Annotated in this window: 21 protein-coding genes and 1 pseudogene; 12 read left to right on the top strand and 10 right to left on the bottom strand. The window is 47.1% G+C overall.

The features are described from left to right. Positions 1-18: 18 nt before the first annotated feature. On the top strand, positions 19-675 hold the full coding sequence (locus E5329_RS01120) for a hypothetical protein (protein WP_135987732.1): 657 nt from the start codon (positions 19-21) through the stop codon (positions 673-675). A 109-nt stretch (positions 676-784) separates the two neighbouring features. Here the strand turns inward: E5329_RS01120 and E5329_RS01115 are convergent, their stop codons facing one another. The 4 genes from E5329_RS01115 to E5329_RS01100 all read right to left on the bottom strand — a co-directional run bounded on the left by E5329_RS01115 (position 785) and on the right by E5329_RS01100 (position 3,931). Next, positions 785-1,399, bottom strand: coding sequence for an ABC transporter permease (locus E5329_RS01115; protein ID WP_135987731.1), 615 nt, complete (start codon positions 1,397-1,399; stop codon positions 785-787). Between the two features lie 13 nt (positions 1,400-1,412). Then, complete coding sequence (locus E5329_RS01110; protein ID WP_135987730.1) at positions 1,413-2,198, bottom strand: ABC transporter ATP-binding protein; 786 nt, start codon at positions 2,196-2,198, stop codon at positions 1,413-1,415. Between the two features lie 95 nt (positions 2,199-2,293). Continuing rightward, complete coding sequence (locus E5329_RS01105) at positions 2,294-3,187, bottom strand: glycine betaine ABC transporter substrate-binding protein (RefSeq protein ID WP_135987729.1); 894 nt, start codon at positions 3,185-3,187, stop codon at positions 2,294-2,296. 114 nt (positions 3,188-3,301) lie between these two features. Continuing rightward, entirely contained in the window at positions 3,302-3,931 is a 630-nt protein-coding gene (locus E5329_RS01100) for an ABC transporter permease (RefSeq protein ID WP_135987728.1), read from the bottom strand. 252 nt (positions 3,932-4,183) lie between these two features. Here E5329_RS01100 and E5329_RS01095 point away from each other — a divergent pair, with 252 nt between their 5' ends. Both E5329_RS01095 and E5329_RS01090 read left to right on the top strand, forming a co-directional pair. After that, positions 4,184-5,590 carry an amidophosphoribosyltransferase gene (locus E5329_RS01095; protein WP_135987727.1) on the top strand — a complete coding sequence of 469 codons (1,407 nt, stop codon included), beginning with the start codon at positions 4,184-4,186 and terminating at the stop codon, positions 5,588-5,590. A 21-nt stretch (positions 5,591-5,611) separates the two neighbouring features. Next, the gene (locus E5329_RS01090; protein ID WP_330571873.1) at positions 5,612-6,415 is read left to right on the top strand and encodes an AAA family ATPase; all 804 of its coding nucleotides are present in this window, start codon (positions 5,612-5,614) and stop codon (positions 6,413-6,415) included. A gap of 95 nt (positions 6,416-6,510) precedes the next feature. Here the strand turns inward: E5329_RS01090 and E5329_RS01085 are convergent, their stop codons facing one another. Then, positions 6,511-6,927 carry a DUF523 domain-containing protein gene (locus E5329_RS01085; protein ID WP_135987725.1) on the bottom strand — a complete coding sequence of 139 codons (417 nt, stop codon included), beginning with the start codon at positions 6,925-6,927 and terminating at the stop codon, positions 6,511-6,513. 217 nt (positions 6,928-7,144) lie between these two features. Between E5329_RS01085 and E5329_RS01080 the strand changes: the two genes are divergently transcribed. The 4 genes and pseudogenes from E5329_RS01080 to E5329_RS32480 all read left to right on the top strand — a co-directional run. Then, entirely contained in the window at positions 7,145-8,410 is a 1,266-nt protein-coding gene (locus E5329_RS01080; RefSeq protein WP_135987724.1) for a Y-family DNA polymerase, read from the top strand. After that, positions 8,403-8,747: a YolD-like family protein gene (locus E5329_RS01075; RefSeq protein ID WP_275442895.1), complete on the top strand. Its 345-nt coding sequence runs from the start codon at positions 8,403-8,405 to the stop codon at positions 8,745-8,747. Before E5329_RS01080 ends, E5329_RS01075 begins: the two co-directional genes overlap by 8 nt. 189 nt (positions 8,748-8,936) lie before the next feature. Continuing rightward, a complete protein-coding gene (locus tag E5329_RS01070) occupies positions 8,937-9,596 on the top strand; it encodes a helix-turn-helix transcriptional regulator (protein ID WP_135987723.1) in 660 nt (219 codons plus the stop codon). 757 nt (positions 9,597-10,353) lie between these two features. Continuing rightward, positions 10,354-10,613 (top strand): annotated as a pseudogene (locus tag E5329_RS32480) (hypothetical protein); the annotation flags it as partial. Positions 10,614-10,714: 101 nt separating this feature from the next. Here E5329_RS32480 and E5329_RS01060 read toward each other — a convergent pair. From E5329_RS01060 to fixA, 5 genes are read right to left on the bottom strand one after another with little or no spacing between them, the layout of a single operon-like run. Beyond that, positions 10,715-11,719, bottom strand: a complete 1,005-nt coding sequence (locus E5329_RS01060) for an electron transfer flavoprotein subunit alpha/FixB family protein (RefSeq protein WP_135987722.1) — start codon at positions 11,717-11,719, stop codon at positions 10,715-10,717. A 30-nt stretch (positions 11,720-11,749) separates the two neighbouring features. Next, entirely contained in the window at positions 11,750-12,556 is an 807-nt protein-coding gene (locus E5329_RS01055) for an electron transfer flavoprotein subunit beta/FixA family protein (RefSeq protein WP_135987721.1), read from the bottom strand. Continuing rightward, positions 12,553-14,118 (bottom strand): AMP-binding protein, encoded by a 1,566-nt coding sequence (locus E5329_RS01050; protein ID WP_135987720.1) that lies wholly within the window; start codon positions 14,116-14,118, stop codon positions 12,553-12,555. The genes E5329_RS01055 and E5329_RS01050 overlap by 4 nt, the downstream gene beginning before the upstream one ends. Before the next feature lie 52 nt (positions 14,119-14,170). Beyond that, positions 14,171-15,097 carry an electron transfer flavoprotein subunit alpha/FixB family protein gene (locus E5329_RS01045; protein WP_135987719.1) on the bottom strand — a complete coding sequence of 309 codons (927 nt, stop codon included), beginning with the start codon at positions 15,095-15,097 and terminating at the stop codon, positions 14,171-14,173. Between the two features lie 19 nt (positions 15,098-15,116). Beyond that, positions 15,117-15,881, bottom strand: a complete 765-nt coding sequence (gene fixA, locus E5329_RS01040) for a putative electron transfer flavoprotein FixA (protein ID WP_135987718.1) — start codon at positions 15,879-15,881, stop codon at positions 15,117-15,119. 362 nt (positions 15,882-16,243) lie between these two features. Here fixA and E5329_RS01035 point away from each other — a divergent pair, with 362 nt between their 5' ends. The 5 genes from E5329_RS01035 to E5329_RS01015 all read left to right on the top strand — a co-directional run bounded on the left by E5329_RS01035 (position 16,244) and on the right by E5329_RS01015 (position 21,569). After that, a complete protein-coding gene (locus E5329_RS01035; RefSeq protein WP_135987717.1) occupies positions 16,244-17,431 on the top strand; it encodes a CaiB/BaiF CoA transferase family protein in 1,188 nt (395 codons plus the stop codon). A 79-nt stretch (positions 17,432-17,510) separates the two neighbouring features. Further along, positions 17,511-18,716 carry a CaiB/BaiF CoA transferase family protein gene (locus E5329_RS01030; RefSeq protein WP_135987716.1) on the top strand — a complete coding sequence of 402 codons (1,206 nt, stop codon included), beginning with the start codon at positions 17,511-17,513 and terminating at the stop codon, positions 18,714-18,716. 74 nt (positions 18,717-18,790) lie between these two features. Then, positions 18,791-19,411, top strand: a complete 621-nt coding sequence (locus E5329_RS01025) for an MBL fold metallo-hydrolase (RefSeq protein ID WP_135987715.1) — start codon at positions 18,791-18,793, stop codon at positions 19,409-19,411. Positions 19,412-19,522: 111 nt separating this feature from the next. Beyond that, complete coding sequence (locus tag E5329_RS01020) at positions 19,523-20,296, top strand: enoyl-CoA hydratase/isomerase family protein (RefSeq protein WP_135987714.1); 774 nt, start codon at positions 19,523-19,525, stop codon at positions 20,294-20,296. Positions 20,297-20,432: 136 nt separating this feature from the next. Further along, positions 20,433-21,569 carry an acyl-CoA dehydrogenase family protein gene (locus E5329_RS01015; protein ID WP_135987713.1) on the top strand — a complete coding sequence of 379 codons (1,137 nt, stop codon included), beginning with the start codon at positions 20,433-20,435 and terminating at the stop codon, positions 21,567-21,569. Positions 21,570-21,572 lie beyond the last annotated feature (3 nt).

Raw genomic sequence — 21,572 nt, 5'->3', positions numbered from 1 at the left:
TATAAGGAGGCGGCGCTTATGTCAATCAAAGTGGATAGCAGCTATCACCATTCTAAAATCAATGATGTCAGGAAGCTGGAAGAAGAGCAGTCCATGAACAAGGCCCAAAAAGCAGAGGAAACAAAAGCATCCGATCAAACGCCGGTTTTGCAGGATGAATATATCAGCAGCAAGAAGGCAGGCGAGAAGCCAAGCGGCCTGTATCGGCTGGGGCAGGATGAAAACGGTAATCCGAAGGTGTTTTTTGATGATCCGAAGAAATCCGTTCCTGCTGACGGAAAGGAACAGCCCAGAGTAAATCCGGAGGGTTCCGAAGGAAATAAAGTGGGGGTACAGCCAGAAGCAGGGCAGGACAGTCTGAAAGAAGACAAGGAGAATCTGCAGCCAGAAGCAGACCCGGACAGTCCTGAAAAGGGCAAGGAGGGCGGACAGCCAAAGGTAAAAGGAGGCGCCCAAGGAAAAACGGAAGAGATATGTGTCGGAAGCACAGATCAGGTTGACAGGGAAATTGAGAAATTGAAAGAGAAGAAAAAGCAGTTGGAACAGCAGGTAAAATCCGCTTCCGGAGATGAAAAAAAGGTCAGGGATCTGGAGAAAAAGCTGCAGCAGGTAGAAAGTGAATTAAGCAAGAAGGACAACGAGGGATACAGACGGCAGCATACCAATTTCTATTAATTTAAGAAATCCCTCGCCTTGCAGTAATGGCAAAAATTGTGAAATCCTCCAAGGCGGCGATTAGACTTAAGGCAGAAAAAGGGCAGATCCCAAAGGTTCCTTTCTGATATCAGCGCTCAAAGAATTTTTCCGCTAGTCTCAGTATTCTGTCGATTAAAATTGCAAGCAGCGCTGACAGAAGGCTGCCCCATAGAATCTTTGCAGGATTCATCGTCCGCAGTCCATCGAAAAGGATGGTTCCCAGCCCTCCGGCGTTGATGGAGGCGGCGATGGTGGCAATGCTTATAGTAGCAACCATGGCAATGCGGATTCCGGCAATGAACGATTTCCTGGAAAGGGGAAGTTTAATTTTTATCAGGGTCTGCATAGGCGTCATTCCCATGCCTGCTGCCGCTTCCACGATACTTTTTTCTACACCGTTGAGCCCTGCAAGAAAATTCTGCAGAAGCAGGTATTGGTTGTAGATAACCAGGACGATAATTGCCGTAGTTTGGCCAAGTCCAGTCAGTGGAATTAACAGGGCGAACATGGCAAGGCTGGGGACAGAGTAGACCATAGACAAAATCCCCGGGAGGATTCTTGCAGCCAGTTTGGAATAACTGCAGATTACGGTAAGAGCGGCAGCTATCACAAGGGAAAGAGCCAGTGTAACCAGTACAATCTGCAGGTGTTCCAGCGCCGATTTGATTAAATCGTCATAGTGTTTGAACATATAATCTATCATTTGAATTCTCCTGTCAGCGATACTCACGGGGATATCTGAACTTTTCCCAGAATTGCTCTTTTGCTCTTGCAGAGTCCACCAGGGATTTGACAAATCCGTCTGCCGGATGCAGAATAATTTCCTCCGGCGTGTCAAATTGCAGGATATGCCCTTCATTCATAATCATCACCCGCGTTCCCAGCTTAAAAGCCTCTTCAATGTCATGGGTGACAAACAGAAATGTTTTGTTCATTCCCCGGTGCAGGGTGAGAAGCTCATCCTGAAGCCGGGTGCGGGTGATGGAATCAATTGCCCCGAAGGGTTCATCCAACAGCATGATTTTAGGGTCAGCCGCCAGCGCCCGGGCCAGACCCACCCGTTGCTGCTGGCCGCCGGAAAGCTGGGCGGGATACCGGTTCTTAAATTCCTCCGGAGCCAGTCCTGCCATCGTCAGGAGCTGGTTTATCCTGGCCTCTGTTTTTTCTTTCTCCCATTTCAGAAGATTTGGAATCATGGCAATATTGTCTCCCACCGTCATATGGGGAAACAGGCCGATTTGCTGAATGACATAGCCGATGCGCCGCCGAAGTTTTACCGGGTCCAGAGTGCTGATATTTTCTCCAAACACAATAATTGTTCCGGCGTCAGGCTCGTACAGGCGGTTGATCATTTTTAACAGCGTTGTTTTTCCGCAGCCCGAGGAACCCAGGATTGTGATGAATTCCCCTTCTTCTGCGGTGAAGTTGATCTGATCGACTGCGTTGTGCAAAGACCCCTGGAATGCTTTTGTCACATTTTGAAATTCGATTGCGTGTACCATCTGAGTACCTCCGGTCATATGCTGTGATTGATGCAGGGATAAAATTCTGCGCCAGTGCTTACTGGTTATCCAGGAAACAGGCTGCATGCGGCGGCTTATTCCCGGATGGAATCATAGAATTCTTTCGCCACCTCATCATATTCCTGTTTGTCGATGTCCACTTTTGCGTTCAGGGAAATCATGGTTTCCGTGTCCAGTTTTGCGCTGACTTTGTTGAGGATTTCAGCAATTTCAGGATTTTTTTCTAACGTGTCATTTCTGACTACAGGAGCCATGTAGTAAGGCGGCCAGAACTGCTTGTCATCCTCCAGATAGGCAAACTTGTCCGTATTGACAAGCTGTGCGTCGGTGGAATAGGCGGGGCATACGTCAGCTTCCCCATTCTCTAAAATCTGGTATTTCAGGCCGCTGTCATAAAGGTTGATGGAGGCGAAATTAAATTCCCCATAGACCTTGGCAAGGCCGGGAAGACCGTCCTCCCGCTGTTCAAATTCCCCCTGAGAGCACAATTTCAGTTTATCTGCGTTGGCCTGTAACTCTGACATAGTGGAAATATTGTATTCCTGGGCCGCTTCCTTACGGATGGCAATGCCGTTTCGGTCATTTACCTGGGTGGAATCAAGCCAGGTAAGGTTAAATTGTTTCTCGTATTCTTCTTTTACCGTTTGGTAGACGGAATCCGGATCGCTGTCCATATCCATCTGCAAAACGGAAAGCAGCGCGGTTCCTGTGTATTCCGGATAGAGGTCAAATTCGTCATCAGTAATGGCAGTGTGAACCAAAGAGCCTGCCACATTCAGCTTCCGGTCTACCTTGTAGCCATTGTCTTCTAAGGCAAGCGCGTAGATTTCCGCCACAATCAGGCTTTCGGTAAAATCCTTGGAGCCGATGCGGATGGTTTCCTGATCAGATTTTCCACAGCCAGAGAGAAGGAAAGGGAACAATGACACTGCGCAAAGCAGCAGGGCGGTAAATTTTCTTGTTTTCATAAAAGCGTATCTCCTTTAAAATCTTTTGTATTTTATACTCGAGAGTATTTTTATTTGCCAAATGATTTGCTGTTCTTCTTGAAATAGTGGGAATCTGTCGGCAAAACATTTGGATCACGGGTATCTTATTATTTTTTCCAATAAGTAAAAGAAAAATCCGATGGAAAATGACAGCAGCGCCACCGAAAGGCCGCCAATCAGCAAAAGATCTGTCCGAAACAGGCCGATGCCTGTAAAAATCAGATCTCCCAGTCCGCCTGCGCCGATTCTTGCCGCCAGGGTTGCGCTGGCAATGATTTCCACTGCGGCGGTTTTCATGCCGGTAAGGACTAACGGAAACGCCAGGGGAAACCGGACTTTGATCCAGGCCTGCCTTTCCGTCATTCCAAGTCCCCGGGCGGTTTCCAGCATAAAAGGTGGAACGTCTTTTAATCCGGCGGCAGTATTTTCCAGAATGGGCGGGATAGCCAGAAGCACCAGGGCAACTCCGGCAGGAACAGCTCCGGTGCCCAGAACCGGAAGCATCAGCAAAAGAATGGCAAGGCTTGGAATAATCCGGAGGATTCCAAATACCATGGAAACAGGTTTTTCCAGAGCGGAAAACCGGACGCAGCAAAAACCGGCGGGCACTGCAATCAGTACCGCAATCAGTAAAGAGCACAGGCTGATTCTGAGATGGTCTGTGAGCATGGTAAGGAAGCGGCCGCTGTTGGTTTGAAAATAATCTATAATTTGATGATGCATGATGAAGTAATTACCTCCCTTATCAGGACTTACGGAAATGGTTCAGCGTAGGCTTTTCTTATTATAAACATAATTGAAGAATATGTACAGTGGATGTTTAAATTTTATAAATTTACGAAAAAATATATCAGTAAATGATTGCACAATAATAGGAAAACCATGTATAATAATGCCTGACATGAAATATTCCGCAGCGTTTGACAAAAAGCAGCAGCGGCGGATCACAGGACAGAAAGGAAAGAGGATAGAAAAATGGGCGGTTTTTTTGGCATAGCATCACAGCAGGATTGCGTATTCGATTTGTTTTTCGGCATTGACTATCATTCCCATCTTGGAACCAGACGGGGCGGAATGGCGGTATTTGGGGAAAAAGGCTTTAACCGGGCAATCCATAATATCGAAAATTCTCCCTTCCGGACGAAATTTGATAAAGATTTCAGTGAAATGAAAGGATGGTTTGGCGTTGGGTGCATTTCTGATTATGAACCTCAGCCGCTGATGATACGATCTCATCATGGGACTTATGCGATTACTACAGTAGGAAGAATCAATAACAGCGATCAGCTGCTGCAGCAGCTGTTTGACGGCGGCCATTCTCATTTTATGGAGCAAAGCGGAGGAGAGATCAATGCTACGGAGCTTGTGGCGGCGTTGATTAACCAGAAAGAAAATCTGATCGAGGGCATTCGTTATGCACTGGAATCCGTGGATGGCTCTCTGTCCCTGATTCTGATGAATCAGGCGGGGCTGTACGCCGCTAGGGACAAATACGGAAGAACTCCGGTGGTAATCGGCAGAAAGGAGGATGCGTTCTGTATTTCTTTTGAGAATTTTGCTTATCATAATCTGGGCTATTCGGATTATAAAGAGCTGGGGCCGGGTGAGATTGTCCTGGTGACGGATAAGGACTGCGTTACCTTGTCTGAGCCTGGAAATGAAATGAAAATTTGCACCTTTCTCTGGGTCTATTACGGATATCCTGCCAGTTCCTATGAGGGAATGAATGTGGAAAAGATGCGCTATCACTGCGGCAGGAAGATGGCAATGCGGGATGATGTGAAACCGGATATTGTGGCAGGAGTTCCGGATTCCGGGGTTCCTCACGCAATCGGATACGCCAATGAATCCGGCATACCCTTTAGCAGGCCCTTTATCAAATATACTCCTACCTGGCCCCGCTCCTTTATGCCCACCATTCAGAGCAAACGGGATTTGATTGCCAAAATGAAGCTTTTGGCGGTAAAGGATTTGATTCAGGACAAGAGCATGATTATGATTGATGATTCCATTGTAAGGGGAACCCAGCTTCGGGAAACGGTGGAATTCCTGTATCAGAGCGGAGCCACAGAGGTGCATGTCCGGCCTGCCTGCCCACCGATATTGTATGGCTGTAAATATCTGAACTTCTCTCGTTCCACCTCGGATATGGATTTGTTTTCCCGCCGGGTTATTGATAAGCTGGAGCACGGGAAGGTGACGGAGGAGATTCTGGCCGAATATGCAGACCCGGAGTCAGAACGGTATGAGAAGATGGTGGAGGAAATGCGTAAGGAGCAGGGATTTACCTCTCTGAGGTTTAACCGGCTGGATGATATGCTGGATGCTACGGGACTGGAGAAATGCAGGCTCTGCACTTATTGCTGGAATGGGAAGGAGTAGGGGTACGGAAGATTGATTTATTTGAGCAGTTTTATGTTTTCCGATCAGACAGTGAAAAATCCCAATCTATATCCTTACCATGTATTTGCAAAGATGACGGAAAGGGTGCTGTTGTTTCGTCCTATTACGATTCTGTATGGCGGCAACGCTTCCGGGAAATCTACCATGCTCAATATCATTGCCAATAAGCTGGGATTGAAAGGGCAGGAGTACGCCTCCTGTAATATGTTTGGCCCTTGCTCTTATTTTATGCGGTTTATTGGGGAATGCAGATACACTCCCGGGGAGGAAGAGGATGGAAGCGTTGTCCGTATTCCCAAGGAAAGCAGATATATCAAAAGTGAAGATATTCTGTATGAAATCAAGAAAATTCAACAGGAACAGGTTCTGGCGGACGGATATGTTTATGAGCATATCCGCAGAGGAATGCCGAAAGAACAGAGGGAAAATCTTAAGAATTCCTGGCAGATGAAAAAGGCCATGGAAAATATAATTTTTTCCCAGGAAAAATATTCCAATGGCGAGACTACGCTGCAGATGCTGGAAGATTATATTGAACCGGACGGGCTGTATTTGCTGGATGAGCCGGAGGTGTCCCTCTCACCGGCCAATCAGGTGGCCCTTGCAGAACAGCTCAATGAAATGGCCCGGTTTTTAAGGTGTCAGTTTATCATTGCCACCCATTCTCCTTTTCTGCTGGGGACTTTGAACGCCAAAATTTACGATTTGGATTCCGGGGAGCTGGAGGAAAGGCGATGGAGCGAGCTTTCCAATGTGCGGTATTTTTATGAGTTTTTCAAGAAGCATAAGAAAGAGTTTGAATAATCTGATAAAAGAAAATAACTGAATTACTGAAGGAAGAGAGCGGAACTTGCTGCCGCTCTCTTTCATATTCTTTTTCCAAATCTGCAGTTATTCTTTTATAGTTCTTCTGCGTCTATGACCCTGTAACCCTTCTCCTTTAACGCTTTTGCGAATAAGCCCATGCCTGGAATTAATTTTCCGGTAAAGCTGCCGTCATAAATCTGATTGACGCCGCAGGTGGGGCTTCTGGACTGCAGTATGGCAAAATCTATCTCTTCGTTTTGAATTTGAGACAAAGCAAGGGCTACTGCAGAGCGGAACTCCCGGTCCACATTGTTTCCGTTTTCGTCCATGGCAACGCCGTTTACAAGTTCCACGCAGGGCCGGGGACTGCCCATGCCTGTCAGCAGTTCCGGGCAGATGCAGATGACGTCTTTCTCTTTTAAGAAATGGATGACTGACTGGTTTTTGTTATTTTTCCCATTATATTTACAGTTGATTCCCATTAGGCAGGAGCTGACCAATACTTTCATTTTAAAACGCCTCTTCGAATTTTCTAAGTAAAAACAGTACAGCAAGAGTTTTTTTCTGTCAGAATTGTACCAAAATAGAAAGTAAGATGCAAGATGATTTCGGAATATTTGATGGATGCGGACCAAATCATTTATTGGCAGCCTCCTGTTATTCGTAATAATAATTGTGAAATCACAGATACTAACTTCAGCAATTCAGATTGGAGAATGTCTAAATATGGAAGAAAACAGATATCTGTGCATAGATTTAAAATCATTTTACGCCTCCGTGGAATGTGTCGAGCGGGGACTGGATCCTATGAAAACCAATCTGGCTGTGGCCGATCCGGAGCGGGGAAAAGGAGCCTTGTGCCTTGCCATTTCTCCGTCCATGAAGGCTCTTGGAATCAAAAACCGCTGCCGGGTATATCAGATTCCCGCGCATGTGGAATATATCATGGCGCCGCCCAGAATGAAGCGTTATATCGAATATTCTGCAGACGTTTATGCAGTGTACCTGAAATATCTTGCCAAGGAGGATATTCATGTTTATTCCATTGATGAAGCATTTTTGGACGTTGCCCAGTATCTGGAATTATATCAGCGGACAGCCAGGGAACTGGCAGTGCAGATTATGGCGGACATAAAAGAGACCACTGGGATACCTGCAGCTGCAGGAATGGGTACAAATCTGTATCTTGCGAAGGTGGCGCTGGATCTCACAGCTAAGCAGACAGAGGATTCGATCGGTTATCTGGATGAAGCGCTGTATCAGAAAACCTTGTGGAACCACAGGCCTCTTACGGATTTCTGGAGAGTGGGAGAGGGGATTGCAAACCGCCTTGCCCGTGCGGGGATTCTGACCATGGGGGAGATTGCCCATGCAGAGGAAGAGATGCTTTATCGGATGTTCGGCATAGACGCAGAACTTCTCATTGACCATGCCTGGGGCAGAGAAAGTGCAACCATGGCAGACATTAAGTCCTATCAGCCCAAAAGCAGCTCCCTTTCCAGCGGGCAGGTGCTTCTCAGGGACTATTCTTTTGAAGAGTGCAGATTGCTGATCAAAGAAATGGTGGACGCTCTCTGTCTTGATTTGGCAGACCAGGGGCTTACGGCCCGGTCTGTTTCCCTTGTGGTGGGCTATTCCCATGAAACAGCCATGAAGCCCGCCGCAGGCAGCGTATCCATGCCTGCCCCGGCAAACAGCTATCAGGAAATTATTCCCTGTGTGCTCAGGCTGTATGATCGAATTGTGCAGAGGGGAAGGCCAATCCGCAGACTGAATGTGACTTGCAGCGGCATTGGGGCGGAAGCTTATGAACAATATGAGCTGTTTACCGATTATGAGGCTGTGGAACGGGAGAGAAAATTGCAGCAGGCGGTTCTTGAAATAAAAAGGCGGTTTGGGAAAAACGCCCTTGTCCGGGGGATGGATTTGCTGGAAGCAGGGACAGCCATGAAACGAAACCGCCAGATTGGAGGGCATAGAAGCGGTGAATAGAAGATATCCCAAAATGGATCGCGGAGCCCGGGCCAAACAGTTTATGCCCTTTGACGCCCTGAAAGGATTCCAGGAGGCTCTGAGAGAGAAAGAGCGGGTGACAGAAACCAGGAAAGCATTGCCCCGGGACTGGGAAGAGGAGCTTGACCGAAGGCTGCGCCGGATTTGCAGCGGAGATTTTGTCACGGCAGAGTATTTCCGGGATGGGCAGTATTTGAAAATAACAGGTGAGGTGTCCGGGATAGATCAAACCGCCGGAGTTTTAAAAATCCTGGATACACAGATTCCCTTTGCCGATCTTTCTGATTTGCAGGGAGAAATTTTTGCGATGCATTAAATTGCTGTTTTGCCCGGCCAGTCCCAAAAGGGCCAAAGGGACATTGAGATTGCCATTATGCTTCAGAGCGTGTATATGAAAAAAAGCATTTCCCAGTTTCTGGTATGTGCTAAAATAAAAGAATAAAACAAGCAGGCAGAGGCTTTGAATCTGTAGTTTCTGGCATATCAAACAACAGGAAGAGATAGGATGAAATCAGACACGCAAAAGTATACATTTGTACAATTATCTCATTTGCTGCATACGGGCATATATTGCCTGAGAGAACAGAAGTTGATTTCCTATGAGGAAAATCCCCGGTACAATCCCATCTATGAGAATCGGGAGCTTCGGGAATATCTTATTTTTGCTGCAGATAATCAGGAGCTTCCGGTAATTTATCCGGATGAGTTCGGTATTTATTTTATCTGCATCAAACATGAAAAACTGTATTATTTTATCGGCCCTATAAGCTCAAGTGTGATGAGCCGTGTGGAAAATCACAGATTTTACCATCATTATGGAATTTCAGAGAGCTGGGAGAAGGGCCTGTATTACCTGGCAAAGGGAGTAAAAGCCCAGAAACACAGGCGCCATACCTCCGGTTATACGGAACAATGCAAAGACTATGTCCAGAAACATTTCCGGGAGAAAATATATTTGGATCAGATTGCCGGAATGCTGGGAATCAGCAGCAGTTATTTGTCCCGGTTATTTAAAAAGGATACAGGGATGTGTTTTCAGGATTATGTAAATGAAGTGAAAGTGGAGCGTTCTTCGAATCTGCTGCTCTATTCCAATGAAACCTTGTCGATGATCGCAGAGTATGTAAATTTTCCTTCCCAGAGTTATAGAGCGGACTTATTCTAATTGTAAGCTTGTATTCTCTTTTGCCTCACGGAATAATGCGTCCCATTCATCAATAATGATGAAAAATTTTCTTCCGGTTTTTGCATGAATCTGCATGAGTGCTTTAAACAGTGCTTTTGGTTACACAGTCTGGAAATGCTTCGGTTAATTCCTGGATGATATCAGCTTGCAAATTTCGGACTGTGGCATTAATTGTATCTGCCATGGAAATAAAAGATGTAATATCAAAAAATAGTACATCATGCCTGTTCAGATTTATCAATGTAAATTTTTGATTTTAAAACCGCTTGAAATGCATCTGCCGGAGGATTTACATAAAATCCCATAGGATTGTCACCCTTTCTGTGTGGTATGGCTTTAAGTATATCATTTGATGATAGAAATCTGCAAGAATTCATTTGAAACTTGTTTATTTTTCTGTGGAAGCCCTTTTTGGATGCAGTGTTATACCGGGTGCCAGCAGTGCCAGAAGGTATCGGACAATCTTTTGTAATATAGAGGCTCCAGAGAACGATCGACAGCCATTGAAAATAAGTATTTGCATATTCTTCCCGCCTCCGTTAAAATGTGAGTAAGTTCAAAATGTGCGTATCATGGAAACAAAGAAAAGAACGGGGAATTTATATGAAGAAAAGATTTAACGTCACAGGAATCTGTGTTCCCTCTCTGCATTATATTGCCGACACATCAGCGATAGTGGATCAGATTATCACAGACTAATTTAAAGCCGATTATCAATGGAATAGGCAATTATTAGATAGACATCAGTTCCCGTCTGGCCGGAATGAAAAAACTGATTGCCGGGGAGAATATTTTACATTAAACCGTGTCCGCCAATATGGGAAAACCACAACGCTCCCTGCTCTGAAAGAATATTTAAAAGACGAATATTATGTGGTAAGTATGGATTTTCAGATGCAGATGATTGCGTATCATGAGAGAAGGGAAGAACAGCTTTTGAGATATTTAGAGCATTATCATTTGAAAAAAGGATATATGCTCAGTTTTAACTTTAATATGTTTATTTAATTTCAAGTTATAGAACAAAGGGGCTGTCAGGAAAAGACAAATTTCCCAACAACCCCTTTCTCTGATAGACAATTTTAAATCTCTTTATTCTAAGCCTTCGCCTTCTTAATGGCATCCGTTAATACTGGAAGCACCTCAAACAAATCTCCCACAATGCCATAATCCGCCACGCCGAAAATAGGCGCATCCGGATCTTTATTGATGGCAATAATCCGGTCAGAGCTGCTCATGCCGGCCAAATGCTGGATAGCGCCGGAGATTCCGCAGGCAATGTAGAGTTTGGGCCCTACTGTTTTGCCAGTCTGTCCAACTTGGTGCGCATGGGGAATCCAGCCGGAATCCACAGCAGCCCGGGAAGCGCCTACTGTGCCGCCTAAAGCTTCTGCCAGCGCCCGGATTGGCTCAAATCCCTCTGGTCCTTTGACGCCGCGGCCGCCAGAGACAATGATCTGTGCACCCTCTAAGTCTACCGTTTCTGCATCCAGTTCCCGGATTAACTCGATCACCTGAGTGCGGATATCCTCTGCAGGAACAGAAATGTCCTCGTGAATCACTTCTGCCTTACGATCCGAAGGCTCTGCCATCTTAAATACGCCGGGGCGGACGGTGCCCATCTGGGGGCGGTGCTCCGGGCACATAATCGTTGCCATCAGATTTCCGCCGAAGGCGGGACGGGTCCACGCCACATTTCCGGTTTCCTCGTCAATGTCAAGAGCGGTGCAGTCTGCCGTTAAGCCGGTGTGAAGGCGGCAGGCAATTCTGGGGCCTAAGTCCCGGCCGTTGTTAGTTGCGCCGATTAACATGCTGGTAGGGCCGTATTTTTCCACCAGCTTGGTGATGGCAATGGTATAAGCGTCTGTGGAGTATTCTTTGAACTCTTCTCCATCCACTGCGATCACAGTATCAGCGCCGTAACGGGAAGCAGCTTCCACGGAAGCGTCAACACTGCAGCCGATGACAACAGCTACTAATGCGCCTCCCTGTTTTTTTGCCATATCCTTGCCCGGGTTTAAAAGCTCAAGGCCGACTTTTTTCGGTGAGCCGTCTTCTTTTGTTTCAATAAATACCCAAAGGTCTTTACTTTTGACTTCCATGATACGATTCCTCCTTATAATACTCGCAATTTATGAGCATAACCCGCCGTCATTCATCAGTGCAAACAGCTTCATGGCGCTCTCAGCAGGAGTATCCTCCTGAATGATTATGCCGCCGCTTTTCCTTGGCGGTACGAAAGTTGCTTTTACTTTGGTGGGAGAGCCCTTTAAGCCGGCCTGTTCCAAATTGATTTCTGTCAGGTCTGCGGCGGTAATGTCAGGAATTTCTGCACGGTTGGCAGCCATTTTACGTTTCAGAGTGGGATATCTGGGGTCCCAGGAAGGCTTGGTATAGGTTACCAGGCAGGGCATAGAGGCGGTAATTACCTGTACGCCTTCTTCTACTTCCTTTTTCACAATGACTTTGCCGTCTTCTGCGGAAGCTTCCAGTCCATATGTAATCTGGGGAAGCCCCAGGTGCTCTGCAATTTCAGGGCCAACCTGCGCCGTATCCCCGTCAATGGCCTGTTTACCGCAGAAAATAAGGTCAAACTTGCCTTCTAATGTCTCCACATGGCGGATGGCCTGGGAGAGAATATAGCTGGTCGCCAGCGTGTCAGAACCGCCGAAAGCCCGGTCAGTAAGGAGATACGCCTTGTCAGCGGCAATGGCCAGGCATTCTTTTAAAGCATTTTTGGCCTGTGCCGGTCCCATGGAAAGCACGACAATTTTGACGTCAGGATTCTTGTCCTTGATGCGGGCAGCGGCTTCCAGTGCATAACCGTCAAATGGGTTGACGATGGATGGAACGCCTTCGCGGATCAGTGTATTTTTTACCGGATCTATTTTGATTTCAGTAGTATCCGGCACCTGTTTAATGCATACAAGTATGTTCATTCTGATTCCTCCTGGTTGAGAAGATTTTTTTTGATTTTCCCAGTTGCAGTCCGGGGAAATTCCGTGACAAATACAATCTGGGTAGGAACTTTGAATTTGGCAAGATGTTGTTCGCAGTAACCGATCACATCCTCTTTGCTTAAGGTTTCGCCTTCTTTTGGCTGAATGAAAGCTTTCACTGCCTGCCCCCGGATGGAATCCGGCACACCGATTACGGCAGCGTCGGAAATCAGGCGGTGGGAGGTCAGGACGCATTCCACCTCCGTGCAGCTGATGTTTTCCCCGGAACGCTTGATAATTTGGCCGCAGCGTCCCAGAAAAAAGAGCCAGCCTTCCTCGTCCAGATAGCCCCAGTCCCCGGAATGAAGCCAGCCTTCCTCGTCCAGCAGCCGTTTGGTGGCCTCTTCATCCTGGTAATAGCCCTGTACCAGAGAGCGGCCGGGTACGCCGTGGACACAGATTTCTCCTTCCGTTCCTGGGGGAAGGGCGTTTCCCTGCTCATCCACAATCTTTATTTCGTAGGAAAGGGCAGGCCGGCCCACCGAGGGCCAGTGCTGGTCGCCCCAGGGAGGCACGCAGGTGACGGCGGAAACCGTTTCCGTCATGCCGTAAGAGTTTAAAAGCCGGACGTTGAAACGCTTTTCAAAGGCTTCTTTTTCCTGGTCGCTTAATCCCATGGAAAAGTAAATCTGCTTCAGGCTGTGTTCCTTTTCCCAAGGCTGAACAGGCTGCATCAGCAAAGTGCGGTTCATTAGGGACATGGTATCGGTAAAATCTGCTTTGTGTTCGTAAACCTGGCGCCAGAACCGCCTTGCACTGTAATGTTCCGACATAATTAATGTGCTCCCGGTGCAAATTACAGGGGCTGCAGCCATTTCCTGAAAATCCATATGGTAACAGGGCATGGAGGTCAAAAAACGATCCCCGGTGCGCATACAGATCTGCTCTGCATGAAGCAGCCCGCCGTAAATCACATTACAATGGGTGTAAATTACGCCCTTGGGATGGCGGGTGGTGCCGGAAGTGAACAGGATGACAGCAGTATCTTCGGAGCATACCTCTGTCTGCTTTTTTAAAGAGTCCGGCTGCTGCTTTAAGGCAGGTTCCAGAGAGATCACTCTTGGATTCTCCGATTCTCCGCCGGCTAAAAGCAGCGTTTTCAGCCGGAGCTTATCATAGAGTTCCAGGTAAATTCCAATGGAGCATGGTTCTGCAATCAGATGGGAGATGTCGCATTTTTGGAGGATATAGCTGCATTCTCCGGACTGAAAATGTTCATTGATTGGGACCGAGACTGCGCCGATTTGGGCGATTGCCAGCCAACAGACCAGATATTCCGGCCGGTTGTGCAGGTGAAGCGCCACAAAATCGCCTTTTTGAATGCCCAGATCCGAAAGCAGGTTGGCAGCCTGCTTAACCTTCCGATCAAATTCCTGATAAGTGAAAGAACAAATTTCATCTTGTATGGATATATATTTCAAAAAAAGGTTTTTCCCATAAAGTGTTACGGTTTCATCCCATTGGCTTTTTAAAGTACGGTTTCCTACAATATCTGCTATCATAACAATGCTCCTTTGTAACTCCTGGAAAAAATATTATTATTTATAAAAGCCTTTAAGAAAGCTTTTCAATTAAAGCCGGTACAATTTTGTACATATCGCCTACCAGCCCGAAATCAGCATTTTTGAAAACGGGAGCTGCTTTGTCCTTGTTGATGGCAACAATTACTTTGGATTTGTTGATGCCGCCGATGTGCTGTACCTGACCAGATACGCCCAGCACAACAATCAGTTCCGGTTTTACCTGTACACCAGTGATTCCTAAATAGCATGCCTTAGGCATCCATTTGTTATTCTCAGCAACCGGACGGGAGCAGCCAACCTCAGCGTCCAGAACCTTGGCCAGGTTTCTGCACATTTCAAGATCTTCTTCGGAAGCAAGGCCACGGCCTACGTCTACAATGCGCTTTGCGGCAACCAGGTTAACCGTGCCTTCCTTTTTCTCGCTGCGGGAAATTCTGCGGATAGGAGCAGCCGGTTCCCCCGGAATCGGAAGGATTTCGGCATTTCCGGAAGTCTCTTGGGGAGCTTCAAAAATACCGGTAGAAATGGTGATCACGCCGTAGTCGGCTGTGAAGCTTTCCTTGCGCTGAGCCGTTCCGCCGTATACCACTCTGCGGCAGCAAAGAACGTCATTTTCTACCGTTAATTCGTTGACGCTTCCCAAAACAGCGGTATCCAGATAAACGGAAAGCTTGCCTGCCAGGCAGCGTCCACGGATGCTGTTGTTTACCATAACGATTGCTTTGGGCTGCTCTTTTATGAGCGCTGCAATGATTTCAGCATAATCTTCCGGTGCGCCTTCTTCAGAAACCGGACAGTAAACGATTTTGTCTGCGCCGCAGGATGCATATTCTTTAGCGGCAGCTTCATCGCCGAATACAACGGCAGTTACGGAATCTGCCAGATTTTTTGCCCCTGCACAGAATTCCGGCAGGACAGCATAGTTGTCACTAACAATAAAAACAGACTGAATTGCCATAATGAATATCCTCCTCTACTTAAAATCCTTCTTTTCTCAGGAATGAAACAAGTGCATCTACAGCCTCTTCGTTGTCGCCTTCCACAATTTCCTGACGGCGTTCCTGCTGCTGGGGAGCAAGCTGTTCTGCTGTGGCGGAAGAAGGGGTGATGTCTGCGTCAATGGTAAGTGTGTTCACAGGTTTTTTGCCTGCTTTCATAATTTCACGCATGCTTGGAACTGCCGGTACGTTAATTTCAGAGGAAACAGAGAGCACAGCGGGAAGCGTCACCTCTAAGACTTCCACTTCTTCCTCCAGGGTCCGTTCCACTTCCAGACTGTGTTCAGAAGCAATTTTAATGCCGGTTACGTTGTTGACAACGGGAACGCCTAAGAGGGTTCCAGCCTGGATGCCCACTTCCTGAAGGTACAGATCGCTGGAGCCTGCGCCGCAGAGCACCACGTCATAGGAATCCATAGCTTTTACTGCGCCTGCAATGGCTTTTGCAGTCTGCAGGGAATCAGAAAAGTCGTGATCGTTGTCAATCACAAGGGCAAGATCGTCTGCGCCCCGGGATAAAATATCTTTGCGGATTTTGGAATTTTCCAGATAAGCGCCGGAGCCGATGGAGAGGGCCGTCATGGTTCCGCCGCTTTCTGCTGCCAGCGTCTTGCCGCTTTCCAAGGCGTTTAAGTCGTACTGGCTGATTTTCAGTGATGCGTCTGCCATTGCAAGGGTCCGGTCTGGCAGAACTGTAATTTCTTCTTCGTTTGGAACGATTTTACAACATGCAATGATTTTCATATACCTGTTCTTCCTTTCCTATGTGATGGGTTTGATACGTTTTTCGGAAACTTTCACGAAAAAGTATTTTTGATGTGTTTATCATAATCAATGGATTTGATTTTGTCAATGGCTGAATTTTGAAAATTCCAAAGTTTTTTCTGTTTGTCATGGGAAATACGTCATTTTAGAAAATGATATTTCATAGAAGAAAAAAACTGATTGTGCAATTTTACCAAAAAATCAATTGAAATATTGTCTGATTTTGTGATTTGACTTAGGAAACTAGTACGTGTTATACTTCCTAGCAACAGGACAGATATAGGAGTAATTTTTTTTGACTGTCAGTTTTCACGTAAAAGTAAAAGAAGGGAGACGAAACTATGAAGCCACTTTGTTCACTGAAAGTACTGGATCTTACGGACGGCAATCCCTATACCGGCAGCATGTTTGCCGATTACGGCGCTGATGTGCTTAAGATTGAAAACCCTCACGGCGGCGATTCCATCCGCAGGCGCGGGGCCAAAGATGGAAAAGAGGGAATTTATCAGGCGTTTTACAATCGGGGAAAGAAAAGCATGACGCTTGACATTACAAAAAGCGCCGGAGGAGAGGTGCTCAAGCGTCTGGTTCCCCAGTTTGACATGCTGGTGGTGAATCAGCCGGAGGCGGCAATGAAGAAGCTGGGACTGGGATATGAAGATTTGAAAGCAGTGAATCCCAAGCTTATTTACGGCGTGCTTACCCCTTACGGGGAGTCGGGGCCATGGAAGGATATGCCGGATTATGACCTGCTGATTAATTCCAGATCCGGTCTGCAGGAAAAGACAGGATTTCCTGAGCGACCTACCAAGTTCGGTTTTCCGCTGGCTTATATTTACAGCAGCTGGCATTTAAGCGCAGGCATGCTGGCGGCCTATCTGAAAGCTCAGGAAACCGGGGAAGGCATGAAGGTGTCTGTCAGCGTATGGCACACCATGGTATCTCTGGATGATACTTTTGTAGAGGGGCTTTTGGGAATGAATACGCTGCCTAAACGGATTGGAAACGGCTTCCCCACCACCAACCCCACCGATACGTTCCGGTGTAAGGACGGCTGGTTCTCTTTGAGTATCGGAAGCGATGTGCAGTGGATTAATTTTGCAAAGTGTGCAGGAAATGATGTGTGGGCGGAAGATCCCCGTTACGCTCATGACCCGGCCCGGTCCATGGAGAATTATTTCGGTGATCTTGACCAGCAGCTTCGGGACTATTTTGCAACCATCACCATTGAAGAGGCTGATATGATTTGCCGGGAGGCAATGGTGCCGGGCGGCCCCTGCAATACCTTTAAGGAGCTGGCGGAAGATCCCCAGGTGGCGGACCGGAAGATGTTAATTCACATCCAGGATCCTGAGGCGGGAGACACTCTGCAGATTGGCCGGGCGGCCAAATTTATCGGCGCCGCTGAGGATGGGGACGATGAAATTGCTCCGGCTCCAACATTGGGCGCAGATACAGAAGGGTATCTGAAGGAGCTTGGCATTTCCGGAGAAAAGATGGAGCATATGCGGGCGGAAGGCATTATCTGAAGGAAAATCTGAGTATGCCGGAAGCTGTCATCTGAAATAAAACAGAGAATAGCAGAAGACGGAGAAAGGAGATAGAAAAATGGCCAAATGGGAATCAAAAGGCGTATTTAAAGGAATGAAGGTGCTGGACTTTACCATTGCCCTGGCCGGTGTGTATACCGCATGGCAGTTTGCGGATTTGGGTGCGGAAGTCTGGAAAGTGGAACGCTACAATGCCGGAGATCAGGCCAGAACCTGGGACCCCTTTGTAAACGGGATGAGCACCTTATATTGTGCATATAACAAGAATAAACAGAGCATTGAGCTGGATCTTTCCTCTCAGGAAGGGAAAGATGTGATTTACCGGATGGTAAAGGAAGCGGATGTGGTTCTGGAGAATTTCAAAAGCGGCTCCATTGACCGTCTGGGACTTGGATATGAGAAGTTAAAGGAAATCAATCCAAAGATTGTGTTCATGTCCTTAAGCGGCTTCGGAGCAAGCGGCCCTCTGATGAAATATCCCTGTTATGACGCAATTGCAGCGGCAAGAGGCGGCTTTGCAGCCAGCAACGGAGAACCGGAGGGCGCCCCTATGAAGGCCGGAAACGCCAACTGTGATACGCTCACTGGAATTTATGGCTTTAATGCAGTGCTGATGGCGCTGATAGAAGCCCGCAGAACGGGAAAAGGATGCAGGATTGATGTGGGCATGTCGGATGTTGTGATGGTATCCTGTGCAGAAACCCTGATGGATTACGGCAAATATGGAGAGGCCCAGTCCAGATTCGGCAATCATGACAGATTTGTGGCGCCTTACGGCATCTTTGAAGCAAGAGACGGCTGGGTATCCATTATCGCAGATACCGAGGAACGGTGGAAGAGCATGCAGAAGGCCCTTGGACTTCCGGAAGATCCCAGGTTTGCAGATAACGCCGGGCGGATTGCCAACAGGGATGCGCTTGTGGAGCAGATTGAAGGGGTGACCCGCACTATGTTCCGCAAAGAGGCGGAAGAGAAGCTTTTGGCAGCGGGAGTTCCGGCTTCGGAAATGCTTCCGTTTATTGAGGCCTATACCTCAGACCATGCCAACCAGACAGAAGCAACATCCTTTGCATGGCAGGATAAGATTGGAACTATCCGGTTTTACAATAATCCAATCCGGTTTAATGATGAGGTTTGCCCCATTCACAGAGGTTCCCCATTGCTGGGGCAGGACACCAGGGATATTCTGGCGTCTGTTGGTTATAGTGAAGCAGAGATTCAGAAACTAATTGATGATGAAGTGGCAGGGGAGCATATGTTTTAAAAATCCGGACTGACAGATGATTTTTCATAAATTAAATCCTGGCGTTTTGGGATGGAAAACACAAGGAGGCGGTTATGCAGATAGAACAGTTTGTATTGGGGATGTTTGAGACAAATTGCTATCTTGTGACAGGACAGGAACAAGGAGCATGCATCCTCATAGACCCGGCTGATGATGCAGAAAAGTTGATTGGTTATATGGAAAAGAAACATCTTGTGCCGAAGGCAGTGCTTCTGACCCATGGACATTACGATCATTTTCTGGCTGTGCCGGGGCTGCAGAAGCGATGGGCAGAGCTTCCAGTGTACTGTCATTCGCTGGACTGCCCCAAGGAATTAGAAGAGCATGATATGGGAATGGTATTTCCAACGGTAACGGCGTTTGCAAATGTCAAAAGTCTGGAAGAAGGGCAGGAATTGAAGCTGGCAGGAATTACATTTCAGACGCTTCACACGCCGGGGCATACGCCGGGGTCTGTGACATTTCAGGCAGGGGATGCGCTGTTTACCGGAGACACTTTGTTCTGCGGCAGCATTGGGCGGACAGATTTTGCAGGAGGAAGCATGAAACAGATGCGGGCGTCTCTGAAGCGGCTTGCAGCAATTCCCGGAGATTACCGGGTTTATCCTGGGCATGAAGGGCTTACCAGGCTGGATGCAGAGAAAAAAACCAATCCCTATCTGGCGTATATGTAACGATAAGCTCCCTGAAAAGAAAACGGCGCTGCAGAACAGGAACGCGTAAATATTTGAAATAATAAAAATCCCTGAAAAGGGAACAGATTAATATAATTCAGGAGGGAAACAATGGAAAACAAGAAAGTACTGACAGAGTTAAAAGATGGCGTATTGATTGTGACAATTAATCGAAATGAGCGCAGAAACGCCATTGACCCGGAGACTTCAGCAATGATGGAAGAAGTGCTGAACAATGCAGAAAAAGATCCGGAAGTTGGCTGCATTATTATTACCGGAGCAGGAGAGAAGAGCTTCTGCGCAGGAGAGGACTTAAGCGCTTATGATGAAAACGGTGGATGCCAGACCATTATGGAACATGGATTTGCAGGAATTACAGAGCGTGTCAGCGCAAAACCGATTATCTGTGCAGCAAATGGAACCGCAGTAGCCGGAGGGCTGGAAATTGCAGTATCCTGCGACCTGATTGTGGCAGCAGACCATGCCCGGTTCGGACTCTCTGAGGTGAAGGTGGGGCTCCTTGCAACCAGCGGCGGCTTAATCCGTCTGCCAAAGCTGATTCCTCAGAAAATTGCGGCTGAGATGTGTTTAACCGGAAAATTGATTTCTGCACAGCGGGCTTATGAAGTGGGACTGGTGAATTATGTGGTTCCTGCAGATCAGGTGATGGAAAAAGCCATGGAGCTGGCACAGACCATTGCCAAAAACGCACCGATTTCTCTGCGTCTCACCAAAGAGATTTTCCACATTGCACCGCAGGTATCCCAGGAAGACGCACAGCGTTTCTGCAACCGCTGCTGGGATTACATTGAGAAAACAGAAGACGCTACCGAAGGGCCGAGAGCATTCTTAGAGAAACGCCAGCCCAACTGGCAGGGGAAATAATTCCATCTGGCTGAAAAAGGACAGAAAAAGAAAAGCATCAAAAAGCCAGTCTGGCTGATGGAAAATAACAGAATAAAAACTGGCGGAAGCAAGGCTGTTCTGTCAGAAAATGTAAAAATAAAAGGAGGAATTTTTTATGGATTTCAGAATTACAGAGGAACAGGAATTGATGGTACAGGCAATTGAAGAGGCGCTGACCCGTGAAAACTTGGAAAGCTATTTCCAGGATTGTGACAAGAACCATGAGCACCCGGAGAAGTTCTGGGATATTTTGAAAGAATTAGGCTGCTTCAGCATGTTTTTGCCGGAAGAAGCAGGCGGAGACGGAGAAGGGGCTGTCACCATGTTTTTAGTAATGGAGGCGCTTGGAAGATGCGGAGCTCCAGTTTATTTGTTCTGGGATCATGTGAAAGCAGACGCTCTTTTGGAAAACGGAACCAAAGAACAGATTGACAAATTTATGCCTCTGTTTTTTGAAGGACATCCGGCTTATTCCCAGGGATTTTCCGAACCCACTGCAGGTACGGATTTGTCCAGCGATACCATTCTGACTACATATACCAGAAAAAACGGAAAAGTGTATATCAACGGACATAAACATTTTATTTCCGGCGCCCAGGGAAGCGATTATTGCCTGACCTTGGCTAAGAACAGTGAGAATCCAGAGCAGCTTACTCTTTGGTTCGTGCCCACCAATGTGCCAAACTGCAAGAAAGAGCCGATGGAAACCATGGGGCTTCATATGGAAAATGTAAACGATATCTGGTTCGACAATGTGGAAATCGAAGAAAAAGATATGTTCAGTACCGAAGGAAACGGACTGTTAGCAACCTCTAAAGGTTTCGATTATGAGCGTCTCATTGACGCATTCAATGCTTACGGGCAGGCTCTCTGCGCATTTGAGGATGCATGCCGTTACGCCAACCAGAGAATTGCATTCGGAAAAGAAATTGGAAAACTGCAGTTAATCCAGAACCACATTATGGAAATGGCAATGCGGATTTACTCTATGCGGGATATGCTTCTGCACTTTGCATGGAATAAGGACAACGATATGTTAAAACGTGAAGAGGCTTCCATTGCAAAACAGTACTGCTCTGAAGCAGCCAACGAGGTAGTAGACCATGCAATGCAGGTAATGGCGGGAATCGGATTCTGCGGAAGCCGTGTCAGCCGTATTTACCGTGATTTGAGAATCACACGTATTTCCGGCGGCACAGGAGAAATCCAAACCGTAATCGCAAGCAAACAGATTCTTAGAAGGTATAGATAGGAA

Source organism: Petralouisia muris, from assembly GCF_004793545.1.
Classification (GTDB): domain Bacteria; phylum Bacillota; class Clostridia; order Lachnospirales; family Lachnospiraceae; genus Petralouisia; species Petralouisia muris.
The sequence above is the reverse complement of the archived record's forward strand: the minus strand, read 5'-3'. Positions and strand labels throughout refer to the sequence as shown.